Source organism: Marinobacter orientalis, assembly GCF_004792665.1.
GTDB classification, from domain to species: Bacteria; Pseudomonadota; Gammaproteobacteria; order Pseudomonadales; family Oleiphilaceae; genus Marinobacter; species Marinobacter orientalis.
Map to the genome: position 1 here is coordinate 991,299 of NZ_SRZX01000001.1, position 17,208 is coordinate 1,008,506.

15 protein-coding genes are annotated in these 17,208 nt (G+C 59.0%); 8 read left to right on the forward strand and 7 right to left on the reverse strand.

The window, feature by feature from the left end:
- Positions 1–95: 95 nt before the first annotated feature.
- Positions 96–983, forward strand: a complete 888-nt coding sequence (locus tag DIT72_RS04690; RefSeq protein ID WP_135954015.1) for an AEC family transporter — start codon at positions 96–98, stop codon at positions 981–983.
- Positions 976–1,866 (forward strand): prenyltransferase, encoded by an 891-nt coding sequence (locus DIT72_RS04695; RefSeq protein WP_135954016.1) that lies wholly within the window; start codon positions 976–978, stop codon positions 1,864–1,866. The genes DIT72_RS04690 and DIT72_RS04695 overlap by 8 nt, the downstream gene beginning before the upstream one ends.
- Here the strand turns inward: DIT72_RS04695 and DIT72_RS04700 are convergent.
- A complete protein-coding gene (locus tag DIT72_RS04700) occupies positions 1,856–3,499 on the reverse strand; it encodes a methyl-accepting chemotaxis protein (RefSeq protein ID WP_135954732.1) in 1,644 nt (547 codons plus the stop codon). The two genes, DIT72_RS04695 and DIT72_RS04700, sit on opposite strands and share 11 nt — an antisense overlap.
- Positions 3,500–3,737: 238 nt before the next feature.
- Between DIT72_RS04700 and DIT72_RS04705 the strand changes: the two genes are divergently transcribed.
- From DIT72_RS04705 to DIT72_RS04720, 4 genes are all read left to right on the forward strand, one after another.
- Positions 3,738–6,245: an acyl-CoA dehydrogenase gene (locus DIT72_RS04705; RefSeq protein WP_135954017.1), complete on the forward strand. Its 2,508-nt coding sequence runs from the start codon at positions 3,738–3,740 to the stop codon at positions 6,243–6,245.
- Positions 6,246–6,452: 207 nt separating this feature from the next.
- Positions 6,453–7,223: an ABC transporter ATP-binding protein gene (locus tag DIT72_RS04710; RefSeq protein ID WP_135954018.1), complete on the forward strand. Its 771-nt coding sequence runs from the start codon at positions 6,453–6,455 to the stop codon at positions 7,221–7,223.
- The gene (locus DIT72_RS04715) at positions 7,220–8,215 is read left to right on the forward strand and encodes an ABC transporter substrate-binding protein (RefSeq protein ID WP_135954019.1); all 996 of its coding nucleotides are present in this window, start codon (positions 7,220–7,222) and stop codon (positions 8,213–8,215) included. The genes DIT72_RS04710 and DIT72_RS04715 overlap by 4 nt, the downstream gene beginning before the upstream one ends.
- A 2-nt stretch (positions 8,216–8,217) precedes the next feature.
- Positions 8,218–8,988 (forward strand): ABC transporter permease, encoded by a 771-nt coding sequence (locus tag DIT72_RS04720; RefSeq protein WP_135954020.1) that lies wholly within the window; start codon positions 8,218–8,220, stop codon positions 8,986–8,988.
- A gap of 3 nt (positions 8,989–8,991) precedes the next feature.
- On the opposite strand, the gene DIT72_RS04725 is transcribed toward DIT72_RS04720, so the two are convergent.
- Complete coding sequence (locus DIT72_RS04725) at positions 8,992–9,939, reverse strand: LysR family transcriptional regulator (RefSeq protein ID WP_135954021.1); 948 nt, start codon at positions 9,937–9,939, stop codon at positions 8,992–8,994.
- A 287-nt stretch (positions 9,940–10,226) separates the two neighbouring features.
- Here DIT72_RS04725 and DIT72_RS04730 point away from each other — a divergent pair, with 287 nt between their 5' ends.
- On the forward strand, positions 10,227–11,135 hold the full coding sequence (locus DIT72_RS04730) for a DMT family transporter (RefSeq protein ID WP_135954022.1): 909 nt from the start codon (positions 10,227–10,229) through the stop codon (positions 11,133–11,135).
- 57 nt (positions 11,136–11,192) lie between these two features.
- On the opposite strand, the gene DIT72_RS04735 is transcribed toward DIT72_RS04730, so the two are convergent.
- The 5 genes from DIT72_RS04735 to DIT72_RS04755 all read right to left on the reverse strand — a co-directional run bounded on the left by DIT72_RS04735 (position 11,193) and on the right by DIT72_RS04755 (position 14,907).
- Positions 11,193–11,747, reverse strand: coding sequence for a gamma-glutamylcyclotransferase (locus tag DIT72_RS04735; RefSeq protein ID WP_135954023.1), 555 nt, complete (start codon positions 11,745–11,747; stop codon positions 11,193–11,195).
- 24 nt (positions 11,748–11,771) lie between these two features.
- Complete coding sequence (locus DIT72_RS04740; protein WP_135954024.1) at positions 11,772–12,395, reverse strand: MarC family protein; 624 nt, start codon at positions 12,393–12,395, stop codon at positions 11,772–11,774.
- A gap of 81 nt (positions 12,396–12,476) precedes the next feature.
- Positions 12,477–13,415 (reverse strand): 23S rRNA pseudouridine(2604) synthase RluF, encoded by a 939-nt coding sequence (gene rluF / locus DIT72_RS04745; protein ID WP_135954025.1) that lies wholly within the window; start codon positions 13,413–13,415, stop codon positions 12,477–12,479.
- Between the two features lie 69 nt (positions 13,416–13,484).
- Entirely contained in the window at positions 13,485–14,306 is an 822-nt protein-coding gene (locus DIT72_RS04750; RefSeq protein WP_228260727.1) for a hypothetical protein, read from the reverse strand.
- The gene (locus DIT72_RS04755) at positions 14,296–14,907 is read right to left on the reverse strand and encodes a TetR/AcrR family transcriptional regulator (protein ID WP_135954026.1); all 612 of its coding nucleotides are present in this window, start codon (positions 14,905–14,907) and stop codon (positions 14,296–14,298) included. The genes DIT72_RS04750 and DIT72_RS04755 overlap by 11 nt, the downstream gene beginning before the upstream one ends.
- Before the next feature lie 202 nt (positions 14,908–15,109).
- Between DIT72_RS04755 and DIT72_RS04760 the strand changes: the two genes are divergently transcribed.
- Positions 15,110–17,206 carry a 3-hydroxyacyl-CoA dehydrogenase NAD-binding domain-containing protein gene (locus tag DIT72_RS04760; protein WP_135954027.1) on the forward strand — a complete coding sequence of 699 codons (2,097 nt, stop codon included), beginning with the start codon at positions 15,110–15,112 and terminating at the stop codon, positions 17,204–17,206.
- Positions 17,207–17,208: the final 2 nt, after the last annotated feature.

The following is a 17,208-nucleotide window of genomic DNA, read 5'->3' on the forward strand; positions in this document are numbered from 1 at the left end:
GTCGCAAAAACGCAGGTTTTGCTTGCCCGGCACCGTCACTACTTGCGAACCTATCGGATTATTTGTGCGTCCCGGTACCTTTTCGGAGCCAATACATGCTTGCCCAGATTCTGTCCACGATGTTGCCGGTGTTCCTCATCGCCGGTTGTGGTGCCCTCTATGGTCGTTACCGTACGCCCGATATCAAGGGGCTGAATACCCTCAACATGGAACTGTTTGTACCCATGCTGGTGTTTGCTGTGCTGGCGGACCGGCAGGCGCCATTGCAGGAGTACACCAGCCTGGCCCTTGCCGCAACGGTAGTTGTGCTGGGTTCCGGTATTATCCTCTATCCCCTGGCAAGGGTACTGAATCTGAACCTGAAAACCTTTCTGCCGCCAATGATGTTCAACAATTCCGGCAACATGGGCATTCCCATGCTGGTGTTCGCCTTCGGCGAGGCGGCACTGCCGGCAGCCGTCGTGCTGTTTGTCGTAGAGATGCTGCTGCATTTTACCGTGGGTATCTATATGCTGGATCCACACACCTCGATCATCAGACGGCTGCGCCTGCCCGTTATTGTGGCCAGCATTGCCGGGCTTGCCGTCAATTTTGGCGGGGTGCCACTGCCACAGTGGCTGCTGGAGACCCTGAATATGCTGGGTGGAGTGTGTATCCCGCTGATGCTGTTTACCCTCGGTGTGCGCATGCTGGATGTCGATTTCAGCGACTGGAAACTGGGCATGCTGGGCGCCATTGCCGGCCCTGCCTCGGGGTTGATCCTGGCCTGGCCGATGATCGCGATTCTCGATCTGCCGGGCTTGCAGGTGGCTGCGCTGTGGGTCTTTGCAGCGATGCCGCCCGCTGTGCTGAACTATATGCTGGCAGAGCAGTACAAACAGGAGCCCCACAAGGTGGCCTCGCTGGTGCTGATCGGTAACCTCGGGAGCCTGGTGGTTATGCCCATTGTACTCGGACTGGTGTTTGCGGCCGGCTATGTCTGAAACCATTGCAGTCGTACGCGCCTCCCGCCCCAATTTCCTGGTGCTCGCGCTCCTGTGCGCGGGTCTTGGCGTTGCGCTGGCCTGGCAACAGGGTGAGCCACCACCACTACCGGATGCCCTTCTGGTACTTATAGGTGCTGTGCTGGCCCACGCTGCGGTCAACCTGCTCAATGAATATGAAGACTTCGCCTCCGGACTGGATCTGATCACCCGTCGCACCCCTTTTTCCGGTGGCAGCGGGGCGTTGCCGGAGATACCTTCAGCCGCAACAGGGGTCCTGATTGCGGGTTTCAGCGCACTGGCGATGGTGATCGCCATTGGTCTGTATTTCCTCTGGCTGCGGGGGCTGCCAATGCTGGCACTCGGTGCTTTCGGCGTTGTCCTGGTGTTGACTTACACCCGCTGGATTACCCGTTCGCCCCTCATCTGCCTGCTGGCGCCGGGGCTGGGCTTCGGCCCGGTGATGATTCTGGGAAGTCTGATTGCTCTGGGTGCCCCGCTGGATTCAACAGCTCTCACGGTTTCGCTGGTCAGCCTTCTGCTGGTAAGCGAACTGCTGCTGATCAACCAGATACCGGATGCCGAGGCAGACCGTAAAGTCGGGCGCCGGCACCTTGTCATCACCCTTGGCATACCAGCGGCCGTTCGACTCGTGGGCACCATGCTGCTGGCCAGCTACGGAGTGCTGATCGCAGGCCTGCTGGCAGGCTGGTTACCAGTGTGGAGCATCCTTGCTCTGGCGCCGCTGCCCGCGGCGCTGTGGATAACCCTCAGACTACCGGGCGCGGTTACCGATCCCCAACAGCTCGATACCCTTCTCGGCGTTAATGTTGCGGTACTGCTGACAACGCTGGCATTACTGATACCGGGTCTCAGCCTTTAAGCCGGAACACGCTGACCCGCCCACTCAACTGTTCCGCCAGCGTAGCAAGATCGCGGCTGGCGCCGGCCACCTGCTCGGAACCGGCGGAGGTTTCCACGGTGGAGTCGTGAATACGGCTGATGTTGCGATTTACTTCCTCGGCAACACTGCTCTGTTCCTCCGCAGCGCTGGCGATCTGGGCATTCATGTCATTAATCTCACCCACTTCCTGCCGGATCTGCGTCAGTGCCTGCTCTGCGGAACGGGTCTTTTCCACGGTGGTCCTGACCAGATCACGACTCGCCTCCATCACTTTCGCCGCTTCCCCGGCGCCGGTCTGCAGTTTCCCGATCATCTCCCGGATTTCACGGGTTGAATCCTGGGTACGGGTCGCCAGTGAACGCACTTCGTCGGCCACCACTGCGAAGCCGCGACCATGGGTACCGGCACGGGCCGCTTCGATGGCGGCGTTCAGGGCCAGCAGATTGGTCTGTTCTGCGATAGCATTGATCACTTCAATGATTTTTTCGATATTGGCGCTGTCATCGGAAACTCGATGTACGGTTGCCGACGCCCTTTCGAGGGTGTCGGCCAGTTCTCCGATAGAGACGGCCGTTTCCTGGACTACACGGTTACCGGTTTCCACTTCCTGATCCGCTTTGCCGGTCGCTGTGGCGGCACTGGAGGCAAATCCCGCCACTTCGTTCACCGTAGCTGCCATCTGGTTGATGGCGGTTGCCATTTGCTCCGCTTCTTCGGACTGAATGCGGATCTGGCGATTATTGTTGTCGGATGTAGACAACAGTTCGGAAGAGCTTCTGGACAATTCCGTTGCCGACTGGCGGACCTCACTGATAATTCCGGCAAGCCGTTCCACCGTATCCCTGAGTGCACCCATTACGCTGTCCGGATATTTCGTGCGGATATCCTGGTCAAGAATACCATCCGAGAGCCGGCGAATGGCGTCGGCGACCTCATCCGGCTCCGCACCGAGGGTTGAGCGGATCTTGCGGATAATAAGCACCGCCACGACAATGCTCAGCAATACCGCGAAGCCGGTCACCAGGAATATCATTCTGTTGAAATTGCCGGCTGCATCGCGCACCGCACCCACGTTTGTGGTGATGAAGGCTTCCTGATGATCGATGAAGGCGTTGATGCGATCAAGCCAGGTGGTATAGGCGGGGGAGACATCCTCCAGCAGAAATTCCCGGGCTTCATCGATTCGGCCCTGCTGGCGCATGTCCAGCAGCTCGTCAGTCAGCGCAAGGGTGGTACGCTCTATATCCTTGATATTCGCCAACAGGTCCTTTTCCCGCTCTGAAGCTCCGGCCGACCTGAATAACTGATCCATGGGTCTGGCAGATTCCACATAAAAGGTTTTCAACCGCTCGATATCCCGGAGATGGGTTCTCAGGTCCTGATCGTCGCGTACCAGTACCGCATCGCGGATAGCAATCGCACGATCATGAACACTGCCACGAAAATTGATGGCGTAGCGCTGTTTCATGGCTGCGTCATCGCCTACCTCAGTGAGTGTGCGGTCGATAAAGCCAACCCGGTGATTACCAATCACACTGACAAGCACCATCAGGGAAAGGATAAGGCCAAAACCCAGGGCAAGGCGTTTGGCGACAGTGAGATTGCTGAACATCATGTTACTCCGGCAATTTAAACCATACATCGAAGATATCTATTCCCCGGTTCAGCGAGATTGGATCAATGGATGGGCCAGATAATGGTGATCTTTTACAATTATTTTCATTGCTACGTATCGTTACGTCCCGTTGCAATCTGCAGGGGTAACCGGTGGATGCGCTTGCAACCGCCGGGGCTTTGTCCGAAGGTAAGATCATTCAGGTTGAATTTCATTTTGATACGGAGATCCGCCCATGAGTGTTCTGCTTCTCCTCCTCAGTGCATTGGTACTGATTTATCTGGGTATCGGTGGCACCACCGCCGCCGCTGTCCTGGTGATTGCAACGGTGATAGGCCTGTTTCAGGACGGCTGGCACATCCTCAGCATTCTGTTTGGCGGTGGCCTGCTTGCTCTGGGCCTGGTGCTGGTGCTGCCAGGCGACCTGAGACGCGAAAAACTCAGCGCTCCCCTGCTGGGCTGGGTAAGAGGGCGCCTGCCCACGCTTTCGGATACCGAAGCCGAAGCAATCCGCTCGGGCTCTGTGGACTGGGATGGGGAACTGTTTTCCGGCCAGCCCGAATGGTCCAGGCTCCTGGACGCAAAACCTGCCCATCTTTCCAGCGAAGAGCAGGCGTTTCTGGACGGGCCGGTGGAAAAGCTCTGCGACATGCTGGACGACTGGAAGATCACCCACGAAGACTATGACCTGCCTGACAAGGTCTGGAAATTCATTCGTGAAAACGGGTTCTTCGGGCTGATGATTCCCCGGGAACAGGGCGGCAGGGGCTTCTCCCATACCGCGCATTCCGAAATCGTAATGAAGATTTCCACCCGCAGCGTGTCTGCCGCTGTCACTGTCATGGTGCCCAATTCCCTGGGGCCGGGCGAGTTACTGATGGAATACGGCACTGATGCCCAGAAAGAGCATTACCTGCCCCGGCTCTCCAGCGGCGAGGAAATCCCCTGCTTTGCACTGACCTCGCCGGTGGCCGGTTCCGATGCCGGCGCAATTCCGGACAAAGGCATCGTCTGCAAGGGCCAGTGGAACGGCGAGGAAGTGCTGGGCCTGAAAGTCACCTGGAACAAACGCTACATCACCCTGGCACCGGTCGCCACGCTGATTGGCCTGGCCATCAAGGTGTACGATCCGGACCGGCTGCTGGGTGATTCCGACGAGATCGGTGTGACCTGTGTGATGATTCCCCAGGACCTTGAAGGGGTGCACTCCGGCGCCCGTCACTTGCCGATGAATACAGTGTTCATGAACGGCCCGACGTGGGGCAACGACGTCTTCATCCCCATGGACCAGATCATCGGTGGCCAGGACATGCTGGGCAAGGGCTGGAAGATGCTGCTGGAAACCCTTTCCATTGGCCGCTCCATCTCCCTGCCCGCACTGGGCACCGGCGCCGGCAAGGTGGCCAGCCTGGCAACCGGTTCCTATGCCCTCACCAGAGAACAGTTCGGGCGCTCCATCAGCCAGTTTGAAGGGGTGCAGGAAGCTCTCGAACCCATTGCCGGTTACACCTACATGATGGATGCCGCGCGTCTGCTGACCTCCGGCATGCTGGACCGGGGTGTGCGGCCATCCGTGCCCTCCGCGTTGCTCAAGTACCGCAATACCGACCTGATGCGTATTGTGATCAACCATGCCATGGATGTGGTGGCGGGCCGTGGTGTCATAACCGGCCCCCGCAACTTCCTGGCCCGGGCCTACCAGGCTGTGCCTATCGGCATCACGGTCGAAGGCGCCAATATCCTCACCCGCAGTCTGATGGTGTTCGGCCAGGGCGCTATCCGCTGCCATCCGTTCATTGTCGAAGAGATCGAAGCGGCAGGCATGGAAGACAACAAAGCGGCAGTCGAGAAATTTGACGGCATCTTCTATCGCCATATCGCCCACACCACCCGCAATGCGCTGCGATCGTTCGTGCTCGCACTGACTGGCGGCTTGCTGGAACCGGTACCACGCCAGGGCAACATCCAGTCCAGCTATCGCCAGCTGGCCCGCTTCTCCTCAGCTTTTGCGCTGATGACTGACGTAACCCTGCTGACCGTCGGCGGCGGCCTCAAGGCCCGCCAGCGTCTGTCCGGACGCATGGCGGACTGCCTGGTGCATCTGTACTACGCCACAGCCGTCATCAAGCAGTGGCACGAGGAAGGCTATCCGGATGATCAGCGCCCGCTGGTGGACTGGTGCCTGCAAACCAGCCTGCGGGACTTCAAGACGTCGATGCGCGAGCTGATCATTAACTTCCCGGTTCCACTGCTACGCTGGCCCATGCGGGTACTGGTGTTCCCGCTCGGGGCCACTGGTCTGAACGGGCCAAATGACAAGCTCGGCGCCAAAGTTGCGGCCAGCATCGTCAGGGATACGCCGCTGCGCCAGCGCATCAGCCGTGGCAGCTACATCAGCACTGACCCGGACGATGCACTGGGCCGCGTACTGAATGCCTACCGGCTTGCCAATGAAACCCGCGAAATGCGCGAGCGCCTGCATGAAGCCCTGCGCAATCGCGATGAAGACGAACTGGGCGGCATTGATCTGCTGATGGGCCACGAGCGCAAGGAACTGGTGGACTGGGCCTGTGATCAGGGTGTCGTGAAGAAGGAGGAATGCGACAAGCTTCTGGAAGCCCTGGAAGCGCTCTACGATGTTATCCGCGTGGATGCATTTGAAGCGGATGGCCTGAAGGCATTGTCCAGATGTGCCAAGGGCAAGCGCAAGGTCGTTGAACGCCCACCCAGAGAAGAAGAGTGATTCCCCTCAGCCGCGCCCGATAACCGGGTGCGGCTGAGGCTCTACATCTGATCTACCCGCCCGACCCCACTATTGCCTCAGCCTCTCGGTACAATTGCCACATTCTATGAAAGAAGAATCAGAAAGCGCTTTTTATTACGAACTTCTAGTTATAAAATACCACCTATATATTTCATTTAAGCATATAAAGATATTCCGGCAGGCTATATGGAACTTCAGTTCAGCGAGGTGACCAAATCATTTGGCGACCTCAATGTGATCAGGCAATTTGACACCACTATCCGCAACGGCGAAATCGTTGCGCTGGTGGGCCCGTCCGGTTGCGGCAAATCCACGTTGTTACACATGCTGGCCGGACTTCAACAGCCTTCTTCCGGGGGCCTGACTGCGGATGGTGCCTCGGTTGCCATGCCGTCCCCCGAGCGCACCCTGGTGTTCCAGGAACACGCCCTCTATCCCTGGATGACCCTGCTGGACAATGTAGCCCTGGCACTGGAGTTCCAGGACAAGCCCCGCAAGACATCTCTGGCAGAGGCCCGCAAATGGCTTTCCAGGGTCAGGCTTGTGGGATTTGAAGACTATTACCCCCATCAGGTGTCGGGAGGCATGCGCCAGCGTTGTGCCCTGGCCAGGGCCTTTATCGCCCGCCCCAAGGTCCTGTTGCTGGACGAACCTTTTGGTGCCCTGGATGCGCTGACCCGGATGACCCTGCAAAGCGTCCTCAAGGATCTGATCGAGGAAGAGCGCCCCACTGTGGTTCTGGTCACCCATGATGTGGATGAAGCCCTCTATCTGGCAGACCGCGTGATGGTTTTCAGCCAGCGCCCGGCGACCGTTTTGCGGGAAGTCGAACTGGGGCATATTCCCAAGACCCATGATCTGTCCGCTTTTGCCGATGTCCGTCGGGAAGTACTGAACCTGCTGGGCATTGACACTGACGAACACATACCCACTGATTCCCAAGGAGAAACGGCATGAACCGCTTTTTACTGGCTCCCGTCTTTGTCTTCCTGCTGGGCCTGGTTGTTGCCAGCCCGGCAACAGCCGCAGAAGAATTCCGTGTTGGTTATGTCCGCGTTATGGACGATGCCCAGGCCATGCTGGCCTACGAAGCAGGCCTCTATGAGAAGTATGGCCTGGACGCACAGCTGATCGAATTTACCTCGGGCACTGACCTGATCAAGGGCATTGTCGGTGGCCAGCTGGATATCGGCGTACTGGGCTTTTCCAACGCCTTTACCTGGGCTTCCAGGGGGGCGGACCTGAAAATCGTCGGTGGGGCCCAGCGCGGTTATCACTCCCTGCTGGTGCGCGAAGATTCCGGCATTGAATCGGTGGAGGATCTCGAGGGCAAAAGCCTGGCGTCCCAGAAACAGGGCAGCACCGCAGACATTGTGCTCAAGGGTGTAATGCTCGCCAATGCCGGACTGGAACCGTCGGACCTGAATATCATGGGTGTTGCCCCTGCTGTGGCGGTACAGTCGCTGGTTGGTGGTCGTGTGGATGCCGCCTTCCTTTTCGAGCCCTATGACCGCATTGCGCAGCTGGTCGCTCCGGTCAGGCAGATCTATGAGATTGGCGAAGTCTGGCCGTTCCCCTGCATGGTAGTGATCACTTCCGGGGAAACCCTGGAAAAGCGCAAGGACGTACTCTGGGCGGCACTGGATGCCCAGCGCGAAGCCATTGAAATGCTTGAGAACGACCCCGAGAAGGCAGCGCCCTACATCACCGACTACTTTATCCGGGAGCCGGTAGTGAAGTCCCGCAACCAGGGCGATGTTCCCAGTGAGCAGGTGATTACCGAGGCCATCAAGACCAACGACTTCAGCGCCAAGCTGACTGAAGACGATATCGGCCGCATGAAGGAACTGGCCGCCATCATGCAGGAACAGGGCATTCTCCAGGTGGAAGGCGAGTTTGATGTCGACTCCCTGCTCGACATGTCCTGGCAGCAGGCGCGTGAGCTCTAGGCATGAGTAATACCCAGTCAACCGGCGTTGCCAGCAAACGGGCCTATGTGGCCGCTATCGCCATCATCCTGTTTTTCTGGCAGGTGGCGGCCTGGTTCCTGCCGGACTTCCTGATGCCGGATGTACCGGTGGCCCTGCAGCGATTGTGGGAGGAACTGAACAGCGGCGACTTCTACGAGGGGCTCGGCAACAGCATGAGCCGCCTCGGCATCGGCTACGGGGCCGCCCTGTTCTTTGGCATTGTTCTGGGGCTGGTGGGGGGCACCCTCGACATGGTGCGCAGTACCCTGAAGGCCGCCATCATCATCCTGCAATCCATCCCGTCCATTGCCTGGGTGCCGCTGTTCCTGATCCTGATGGGTTTCGGCAACATGCCGATCATTGTGGTGGTGGCCATCGGAGCGTTCTTCCCCACCGCTCTGAGCGTGATGAATGCCACCGAGAGCGTCGAGAAAGTGCATATTTCAGCGGCGCGTGTGATGGGTGCGTCAAAGATGCAGATGCTCAGACGGGTCTACTTCCCTGCCGTTACCCCGGAGCTGATTACCGGCGCCCAACTGGCTTTCGGCAACGCCTGGCGGGCCCTGATCTCGGCTGAGATGATTGTTGGCTTCAGCGCCGGCCTGGGCAAATCCCTCGCCTATTCCGGCGAGATTGCGGACATGACCGGTGTGATGACCAACATCCTGGTGATTGCGATACTGGCCGCGGTGATTGACCAGGTCATCCTGGAGCGCATCAAGCACAGGCTGCTTCGTTACCAGTATCTCTGACACTCACTCCGCCCTGAGACCACCACGAATGGCCTCATCCACCAGCCACCGGCGCAGAATCCGGATACCCCGCTCGCGCTGGCGGCTGGTTTTCCAGGCGAAGTAGAATTTGTCCCCGGTCATCACCGAGTGGCAGGGCAAGCGCACAAAATCCCCCGAATCCTTTCGCGTGCTGAGCATGTAATCGTTCGTCAACGCGATACCCTGATGGTACCGCGCCGCCTCCAGCGCCAGCAGCATGTGACTGAAATGCTGGATTCGCGCCGCGCCGGGAATGGTCTGATCCACCCCGCGATACCAGGCCTCCCAGTCACCGGCCGCTTTGTCGAAAATACTGTGGGTGGAAAGCAGGGGAAACCGGGACACTTCCTCCGGTGACAACTCCGGCTCATCCCGCCCCTCAATCTCCGAATCCCGCCCCAGCTCCCGCCGGATACGCTGCCAGTAATCCTGGCTGCACACCGGAAACAGCCGCTCGATGTACAACAACTCATAACTGAACGCCGCCGATGCGGGCTTGATGGTAATAAAACAGTCTGCGACCCGGTCCGACAACACCGGATTCTCGCTACTCATCTCCAGTGACAGCTCCAGCTGCGGATGCTCGCGCTGCAAATCCGGCAACCGCGGCACCAGCCAGCGCACCGCAAACGAACTGAACACCGACAGCCGCAACCGCGACTCCTCATGCCCCAGCAACTGCTCACTCACCCGCTCAATCTGCAACAGCGCCGACCCTATCCCATCCAGATACTGCCGTCCCTCATCGGTCAGCGTCAGCGTTCGCCCGCTGCGCCAGAACAGCTTCTCACCCAGGTAGGTCTCCAGCTGCTTGATCTGATGACTGACCGCACTCTGACTCACAGCCAGCTCCTCAGCGGCCAGCGAAAAACTGTTCAGCCGGGCAACGGCCTCGAAGACGGGCAGTGATTTCAGGGGTGGAAGCTTCATTATCTATTTTTCTAATACCTATGGATTAAAGATCATTTTATCAGATATTAGCACAGGCATAGAATGCCAACACAAGGTTCAGGTTGAGAAACAAAAAGACCGTTTAAAAACACCGAGAGCCATCGCTGGAGTATGGGAGTCAGCGGGTAAGGCCTTTTCGAAAGCGTGCGGAGCCATGGATGGCGGAGCTCGAGCGTACAGGGATGTATTTACAGCGTATTTCGAAAAGGCCTTACCCGCTGGCTCAAACTCCCAAATTTCGAGCAAGACCAGAAATAGGAGTTTCCATGTCAGGCAAAACCGTAAACAGTGCAATCCTTCTGCTGGTGATCGGCAACGCCATGGCAATCATATCCGACGTCTTCATCAAACTGATGGAACCCGGCGCGCCGATCTTCCAGTTTGCCTTCCTGCGCTGCGTGATCACCCTGTTGCTGTTACTGCCCCTGGCCGGCCAGCTCAATCGCAAGCACCTGTTCTCCGGCTTCAAAGTCCACGCCGTGCGCGCCCATATACACCTGGCCGGCATCCTGTGCATGGTCGTTGCCCTGGCCAACCTGCCCCTGGCCACCGCCAACGCCGTCTTCTACGCCGCACCCATACTGGTCATGGTGCTGTCCGTCATCCTGTTCCGGGAAAAACTCACCCCCCTGAGCGTCTTCGCCGTATTCAGCGGGTTCGGCGGCATCATCGTCATCCTGAGACCGATGGAATTCAACTGGGCGGCCATCGCCGCACTGGCAGCCGCCCTTGCACTGGCCATCAACGCCGTCATGGTGCGCAAGCTGCCCCGGGAGCAGACCACCGTACACAAGCTGTTGCTGAACTACGCACTGATCATCCCGGCTGCCGGTGCACTGGCGATCTGGGAAGGCGCCGCCTGGGACAGTTCCATACTCGTCAGTGCCCTGGGTTCCGCCCTGTTTATCCTGGGCTACAACATCACCGTATTGCTGGCCTATCGGCAGGTAGACGCCAACCAGGTAACCGCTGCTGAATACACCGGGCTGATCTGGGCAGTTGGCATTGGCTGGATCTGGTTCTCGGAAGTGCCGGACCTGTGGTTCCTGGCCGGCAGCACCATGATCGTGGTGCCACTGATACTGATCGGCCTGCAGCAACACCGGCGCCGCTCAAGGGCGCCGGCCAGAGGCTTTAATCCGGATACTCAGCGGGTCACATCAATAAGCAGCTGAGCGCCCTGCTCTACCGGATGGTAGCCACTGTCGTATCCACGATATTACCGGGTGACGTCAACGCAGGTGAGACTCCAGTTCAAAGACGTGGGGGTCGTGATCGCCAAGGGCCCTGAGCGCCTCTGCCAGTTTCAGGAGGTATTCGCTGTTGGGACCACTGGGGCCCGACGAACGCGCAATCTGGCGGGCGATATCGAGGGAGGAGGCTGGTCCCAGAAAGGCGGCGTTGTCCGCAGTGGCAATGTAAACAAGTCCTTCTGCACTGCTTTTATCGTCGAATGTCATGGGCGTGCCGAAGCGCAGATAGCCGTTTTTCTCGCGCACGTCCAGATGCCGGAACACCTCCGGTGATACCCGATAGGCCATGCCCTTGCACAGAGCCCCAGGCTGCTCAATCAGTGTTACCACCCGGCCCGGAGCTTGCGGAGTGCCGCGGTGATCATGAGAGCCCTGCCAGAACCGCCGCGCCCAGCCCTCGATGGTTGCCGGGCGCTGCTCGATAAACGGGAAATCCACCTTGTAGATCAGCGAACCGTAGCCGAACAGCCAGACCGAAGACAGGCCCTCGAAGTTCTGACGCAAGCGGTTGTGTTCAACGGTCGTTATGGTCATCAGCCTCAATCATCCCTAAATTACTCAAACAGACGCCATGAATCCCGCTATCCCCGTCAACACGATCTCCGCCGCCATAGCGGACAGGATAAGTCCACTGATCTTGGAAAGGATGTTCAGCCCGGTCTTACCCAGGACTTTTTCGAGATAGCCGGACAGGTGAAGCAGTACCGCCAGTATGACCAGTCCCGACACCAGACCAAGCAGGCCACCGAGCACCTCCGATACGCTGCTCAACTCGGCACCGTAAACCAGAATAGCACCAATGGTGGCGGGGCCGATCATCACCGGTATCGCCAATGGCACCACGGCGATATCATCCCGGTCCTCGTCCGGCAGCCCGGTGGCGTGGTTGCGGGTACCACTGGTAACCAGGCTGATGGCCGTCAGGAACAGCAGGCTTCCGGCACCGATCCGGAATGAGTTCAGGGTAATGCCAATGGCACTGAACAGTACCGGGCCGGCAAAGAACAGTACCAGCCCCAGGATCAGCGCCGAGACAGTGGAGCGGCGGATAATCGAGTTCTTTTCCGCCGCCGGCAGGCCCCGGGTCAGAGCCAGGAACATGGTTACCACAAAGAACGGTGCCAGCAGGAACAGGAAACGGATCGTGCTGCTGATATAGGTACTGACAAACGCTTCAAACATTCAGAGTATCCGGCCAGGGGGTGAAAAACGGTACAGCATAGCGGCAGCGGCGCCTGAGCGCCGTACGGAAGTGAACGTATCCTAGCGTTTGACGCTGGGCTTGCGGGGTTTCCGTGGCTTTACCGGTTTAGCGGGTTTTCCCGGCCGCGGGGGCTTGCCGCGTTTGCCAGCCGGTTTTCCCGGCATTCCCCCTTTCCCATTCCTGCCACCGGGTCCATGGGGCGGCTTACCCGTCTTTTTGCCCGGCTTTTTCCCCGCCGGCTTCCTGGTTTCGCTGCGGGTGTCCGGGCTGACATCCGATGACGAGTCGCGGATCATGTCGAACAGGCCGGCCAACTCCTTTTCGCTCAGGTCACGCCACTCACCCACCGGCAATCCCTTCAGGCTGATATTCATGATGCGCACGCGCTCGAGCCGGGTGACGTCGTAATCGAAGAACTCGCACATGCGGCGGATCTGCCGGTTCAGGCCCTGCACCAGGGTAATACGAAACACGAAACGGGAGACCTTCTCCACTTTGCAGCGTTTGGTGACCGTGCCCAGTATCGGCACACCGGCACTCATACCCTGGACAAACTCCGCGGTCACCGGCTTGTCGACGGTTACCACGTATTCTTTCTCGTGGTTGTTGCCGGCCCGCAGGATCTTGTTGACGAGGTCGCCGTTGCTGGTGAGAAAGATCAGCCCCTGGGAGTCCTTGTCCAGGCGGCCAATGGGGAAGATCCGCTCGCCATGGCCGACGTGGTTGACGATATTCCTCGGCTCCGCCGGGTCGGTGGTGCTGACCACGCCCACGGGTTTGTTCAGGGCAATAAAGATCAGGTCTTCCTCGTCCCGGGGTTCGATCAGCTGGCCGTTAACGGTAACCCTGTCTCCCGGAAGGACCTGGTCCCCTACCTGGGCCGCCCTGCCATTGATGGCGACGTTGCCGTTCTCGATATAGCGGTCCGCCTCCCGCCGGGAACACATGCCACTCTCGCTGATGTATTTGTTGAGGCGGGTCGAGTTTTTGCCGGGCATGGGGTTCCTGTCCAAGGTCGGTTGTTTGATTGAAAATGTCGTGACGTTGCGGTTTCTGACGGATCAAAGTCAACCGGACGGGCTGATGTAGACCCAGTTGGTGCCTACGTCATCACACACCACGATGTCGCGGTTGATCTCCATGCACAGGGAGAGGTCGCCCGGCAACTCATCGTGATAGCGGGGCTTTACCGCCAGGTTTTTCTTGTCCTGCTTGAGCAGCGTAAAAGTCTGCTCCATGCGCCGGGCAAAGTCGACACCGCCGTCTTCCATGATATGGAAGGCATGATGGAACGCGGTGAAACTCATAGTGTTGGCACCCAGGCCGATGTCCACCATTTTGGGGATGTAGCGATCGTAGGCGTCTGACAGGTAACGTCGCACCGCTTCCTCGTCTTTGCGGCTGCCCTTGTATGAACTCAAACCCAGGCGGTTATCCGGCTCCAGAGCCCCATCCGCCAGTCTGCTGTTGGGCTGGTTCATCGCAAGGTCAAAACGGCGTTCCGGGCAGGTAATTCGCTGGCCTTCGAGGCGGCAATCCGCCAGCTGACCGCCATCCGCCGGTGGGTTGTTCTCCGGCTCAGCCACCTCCGGCTGTGTATCAGCCTGCTCTGTTTGAGTCCGGGCGTCGGCCGTTGCTGAAGCCCCGGGCTGCGGAACTTCCAGCCCCAGACGGCCGGCCGGCCGGCGTAAGAGCAGCGCCTGCACCTGTGGGTCGTTGCGTTTGAAATCCGTTGGAGAAGGCAAGCCTGCTCCCCCTCCTTCGGCGACAACCTCGCAGTACAGCTTTTCCAGACCGGTTTCCGCGCCTTCAAGGCAAGCACTCCCGGCTGCGTTGGCGGTGCTTATACACAGACCAAGCACCAACGAGGCGTGCCATCTAGTCCTCATCACGCTGCCCCAGTGCCACACGCGCCATCAGATCCTCAACCCGGCGGATGGTTTCTGCGTCGCCTTTCTTACCCGTAAGCACCACCTGGGAGCCGATAGTAGCAACGTACATCAGCAAGGACAGATCCCGTATGCGCTGGGGATCACTGCTCAGCCGCTCATACAGCTCACAGTTCTGGTTGATCCTGGCTTCGTCCACCTCGGTCACCAGGTCCGCCGCATAGTCGTTGCGGCGGGCAAAATCCCGCACCGCCAGCTCCACCTGAAGGCGGCGGATGTTGCGGGAAGCGTCGGTAAGCAGCAGTTCCAGAATCTGCCTCAGCTCGGTTTCCACATCCCCGCCTTTGGGTTTCCAGTACTGAAGCTCGTGGAGGCGCCGGTCCCGCCAGCGGTCGAGAAAGCTGACCACCAGCTCCTCATGGTCCTTGAAGTGCCAATAGAAACTGCCACGGCTGACGCCAAGCTTTTTCGACAGCGTCAGCACCCTCAACTGACTGAAACCCCCGGCAGCCACTTCGCCGGCGGCGGCGTCCAGCCAGTCGTCACGGGTCAGTTGTGCTTTTTCCGGCGTCTTGCGTCTGGTCTGTCGGGCATCAGTCATTCGGTGGTCAGATCCTGCTGCGGGCGGTTTATGGGAACCTGTGAGGTCGATTCTACATGAACAGGGGCACCACTTCTGAAACCGTTGACCCTGCCAAAAACATACATTAGTGTATGGCCAAACAATACACCAGTGTATGGAGATTTCAACGGGTGTCTTCATACCGATGATCAATCCTGTTCCAGTATCAGGGAGTTGCCCAATGAGTACTGCCCATTACGATCTGAATGGCTCTATCGCCGTTATCCGGCTCGATAACCCGCCGGTCAATGGCCTCGGCTTTGCCTTGCGCAAGGGTATTGTCAATGGCATTCGCAAAGCCGAGGCTGACGACGCGGTCAGGGCCGTGGTACTGATCGGCTCCGACCGCGCCTTTTCCGGTGGCGCTGACATCAGCGAATTCGGTACCGGCAAAGCCACCGCCGAACCCAACCTGAACACGGTCGTCAACTATGTGGAAACCAGCCGCAAGCCGGTCGTCGCCGCTATCAGCGGTGCCTGTATGGGCGGTGGGCTGGAACTGGCGCTGAGTTGCCATTACCGGATCGTCAAACCCGATGCCCAGATTGCGCTGCCGGAAGTAAAACTGGGCCTTTTGCCTGGTGCCGGCGGCACCCAGCGCCTGCCCCGGGTGATCGGCGCCGAACACGCGCTGAACATGATCGTCTCCGGCAGCGTGGTGCCCGCGAAGCAGTTCCAGGGCAGCGCCCTGTTTGACGAAATTATTGATGGCGAACTGCTGGATGCAGCCATTGCCTACGCCAACAAGGTTGTTAACGAAAACCGGCCATTGAAAAAAGTGCGCGACCTGAAAGTAAAGCACGCTAATCCGGAAGGTTTTTTCATGTTCGCCCACAATACCGTGGGGGCCATGACGAAGAACTATCCGGCGCCGCTGAAGTGTGTGAATGCAGTGGAGGCAGCCGTCACCAGACCCTTCGACAAGGGTATGGAAGTTGAGCGCGAAGCCTTCGTTCATCTGATGCACACCCCCGAATCCCGTGCCCTGCGCCATGCTTTCTTCTCCGAGCGCCTGACCAGCAAAATTGCCGATGTGCCCTCCGACACCCCGGTTCGCGACATCAGGTCCGTCGGTGTGATCGGCGGCGGCACCATGGGCACAGGTATCAGCATCAACTTCCTCAACGCCGGAATTCCGGTCACCCTGGTGGAAATGAAGCAGGAAGGCCTTGATCGCGGCGTCGCGGCTATCCGGAAAGTCTACGAGGGCCGGGTGAAAAAAGGCCGCATGAGCGAAGACGATGCCAACGCCAAAATGGCGCTGCTCACGCCGTCACTGAGCTATGACGACCTCGGCAACGCGGATCTGGTGATCGAAGCCGTATTCGAGGAAATGGGCGTGAAGCAGTCCGTGTTCGAGAAGCTGGACGAGGTGTGCAAGCAAGGCGCCATCCTGGCCTCCAACACCTCCACCCTGGATCTCAACAGGATCGCCAGCTTCACCAAACGTCCGCAAGACGTCATCGGCCTGCACTTCTTCAGCCCGGCCAACATCATGAAGTTACTGGAAGTGGTGCGCGGCGAGAAAACCTCCAGGGACGTTCTGGCCACTGCCATGAAACTGGCCAGGACCATCAGAAAGACCGCCGTGGTTTCCGGCGTGTGCGACGGCTTTATCGGCAACCGCATGATCAACCAGTACCAGCGCGAAGCCCTGCTGATGCTGGAAGAAGGCGCCAGCGTGCAACAGATCGACAGGGCCATCGAGAAGTTCGGCTTTGCCATGGGCCCGCTGCGCATGGCCGACCTGGCCGGCGGCGACATCGGCTGGGCCATCCGCAAACGCCAGTATGAAGAAAATCCGGACATGGTGAAGATGGTGGTGGCTGACCGTCTGTGCGAAATGGGCCGCTACGGCCAGAAAACCGGCGCCGGTTTCTACCGCTACGAGCCGGGCAACCGCAACGCCCTGCCTGATCCGGAAGTGGACAGGGTGGTCGATGAAGTTCGTGCCGAACTGGGTATTACCCCGCGCAGGATCAGCAACCAGGAAATCGTCGAGCGCTGTGTCTACGCCCTGGTCAATGAAGGCGCACAGATTCTGGACGAAGGGATCGCCCAGCGCGCCTCCGACATCGACATGGTGTACCTGACCGGTTACGGCTTCCCGGTATTCCGCGGTGGCCCCATGCATTACGCCGAAGAAGTCGGGCTGCTCAACGTGGTTCGCGCCATGCAGGCCTTTACCGAAGACCGCCACACCCAACCAGGCTTCTGGGAGCCTGCGGCCCTGCTCGCAAGGCGTGCCGAGGAAGGCGGGGGTTTCGACGATAAATAACC

Coding starts and splice junctions, on each gene's coding strand:
- DIT72_RS04690 (WP_135954015.1), top strand. CDS start 96: ATGCTTGCCCAGATTCTGTCCACGATGTTGCCGGTGTTCCTCATCGCC.
- DIT72_RS04695 (WP_135954016.1), top strand. CDS start 976: ATGTCTGAAACCATTGCAGTCGTACGCGCCTCCCGCCCCAATTTCCTG.
- DIT72_RS04700 (WP_135954732.1), bottom strand. CDS start 3,499: ATGTTCAGCAATCTCACTGTCGCCAAACGCCTTGCCCTGGGTTTTGGC.
- DIT72_RS04705 (WP_135954017.1), top strand. CDS start 3,738: ATGAGTGTTCTGCTTCTCCTCCTCAGTGCATTGGTACTGATTTATCTG.
- DIT72_RS04710 (WP_135954018.1), top strand. CDS start 6,453: ATGGAACTTCAGTTCAGCGAGGTGACCAAATCATTTGGCGACCTCAAT.
- DIT72_RS04715 (WP_135954019.1), top strand. CDS start 7,220: ATGAACCGCTTTTTACTGGCTCCCGTCTTTGTCTTCCTGCTGGGCCTG.
- DIT72_RS04720 (WP_135954020.1), top strand. CDS start 8,218: ATGAGTAATACCCAGTCAACCGGCGTTGCCAGCAAACGGGCCTATGTG.
- DIT72_RS04725 (WP_135954021.1), bottom strand. CDS start 9,939: ATGAAGCTTCCACCCCTGAAATCACTGCCCGTCTTCGAGGCCGTTGCC.
- DIT72_RS04730 (WP_135954022.1), top strand. CDS start 10,227: ATGTCAGGCAAAACCGTAAACAGTGCAATCCTTCTGCTGGTGATCGGC.
- DIT72_RS04735 (WP_135954023.1), bottom strand. CDS start 11,747: ATGACCATAACGACCGTTGAACACAACCGCTTGCGTCAGAACTTCGAG.
- DIT72_RS04740 (WP_135954024.1), bottom strand. CDS start 12,395: ATGTTTGAAGCGTTTGTCAGTACCTATATCAGCAGCACGATCCGTTTC.
- rluF (WP_135954025.1), bottom strand. CDS start 13,415: ATGCCCGGCAAAAACTCGACCCGCCTCAACAAATACATCAGCGAGAGT.
- DIT72_RS04750 (WP_228260727.1), bottom strand. CDS start 14,306: ATGAGGACTAGATGGCACGCCTCGTTGGTGCTTGGTCTGTGTATAAGC.
- DIT72_RS04755 (WP_135954026.1), bottom strand. CDS start 14,907: ATGACTGATGCCCGACAGACCAGACGCAAGACGCCGGAAAAAGCACAA.
- DIT72_RS04760 (WP_135954027.1), top strand. CDS start 15,110: ATGAGTACTGCCCATTACGATCTGAATGGCTCTATCGCCGTTATCCGG.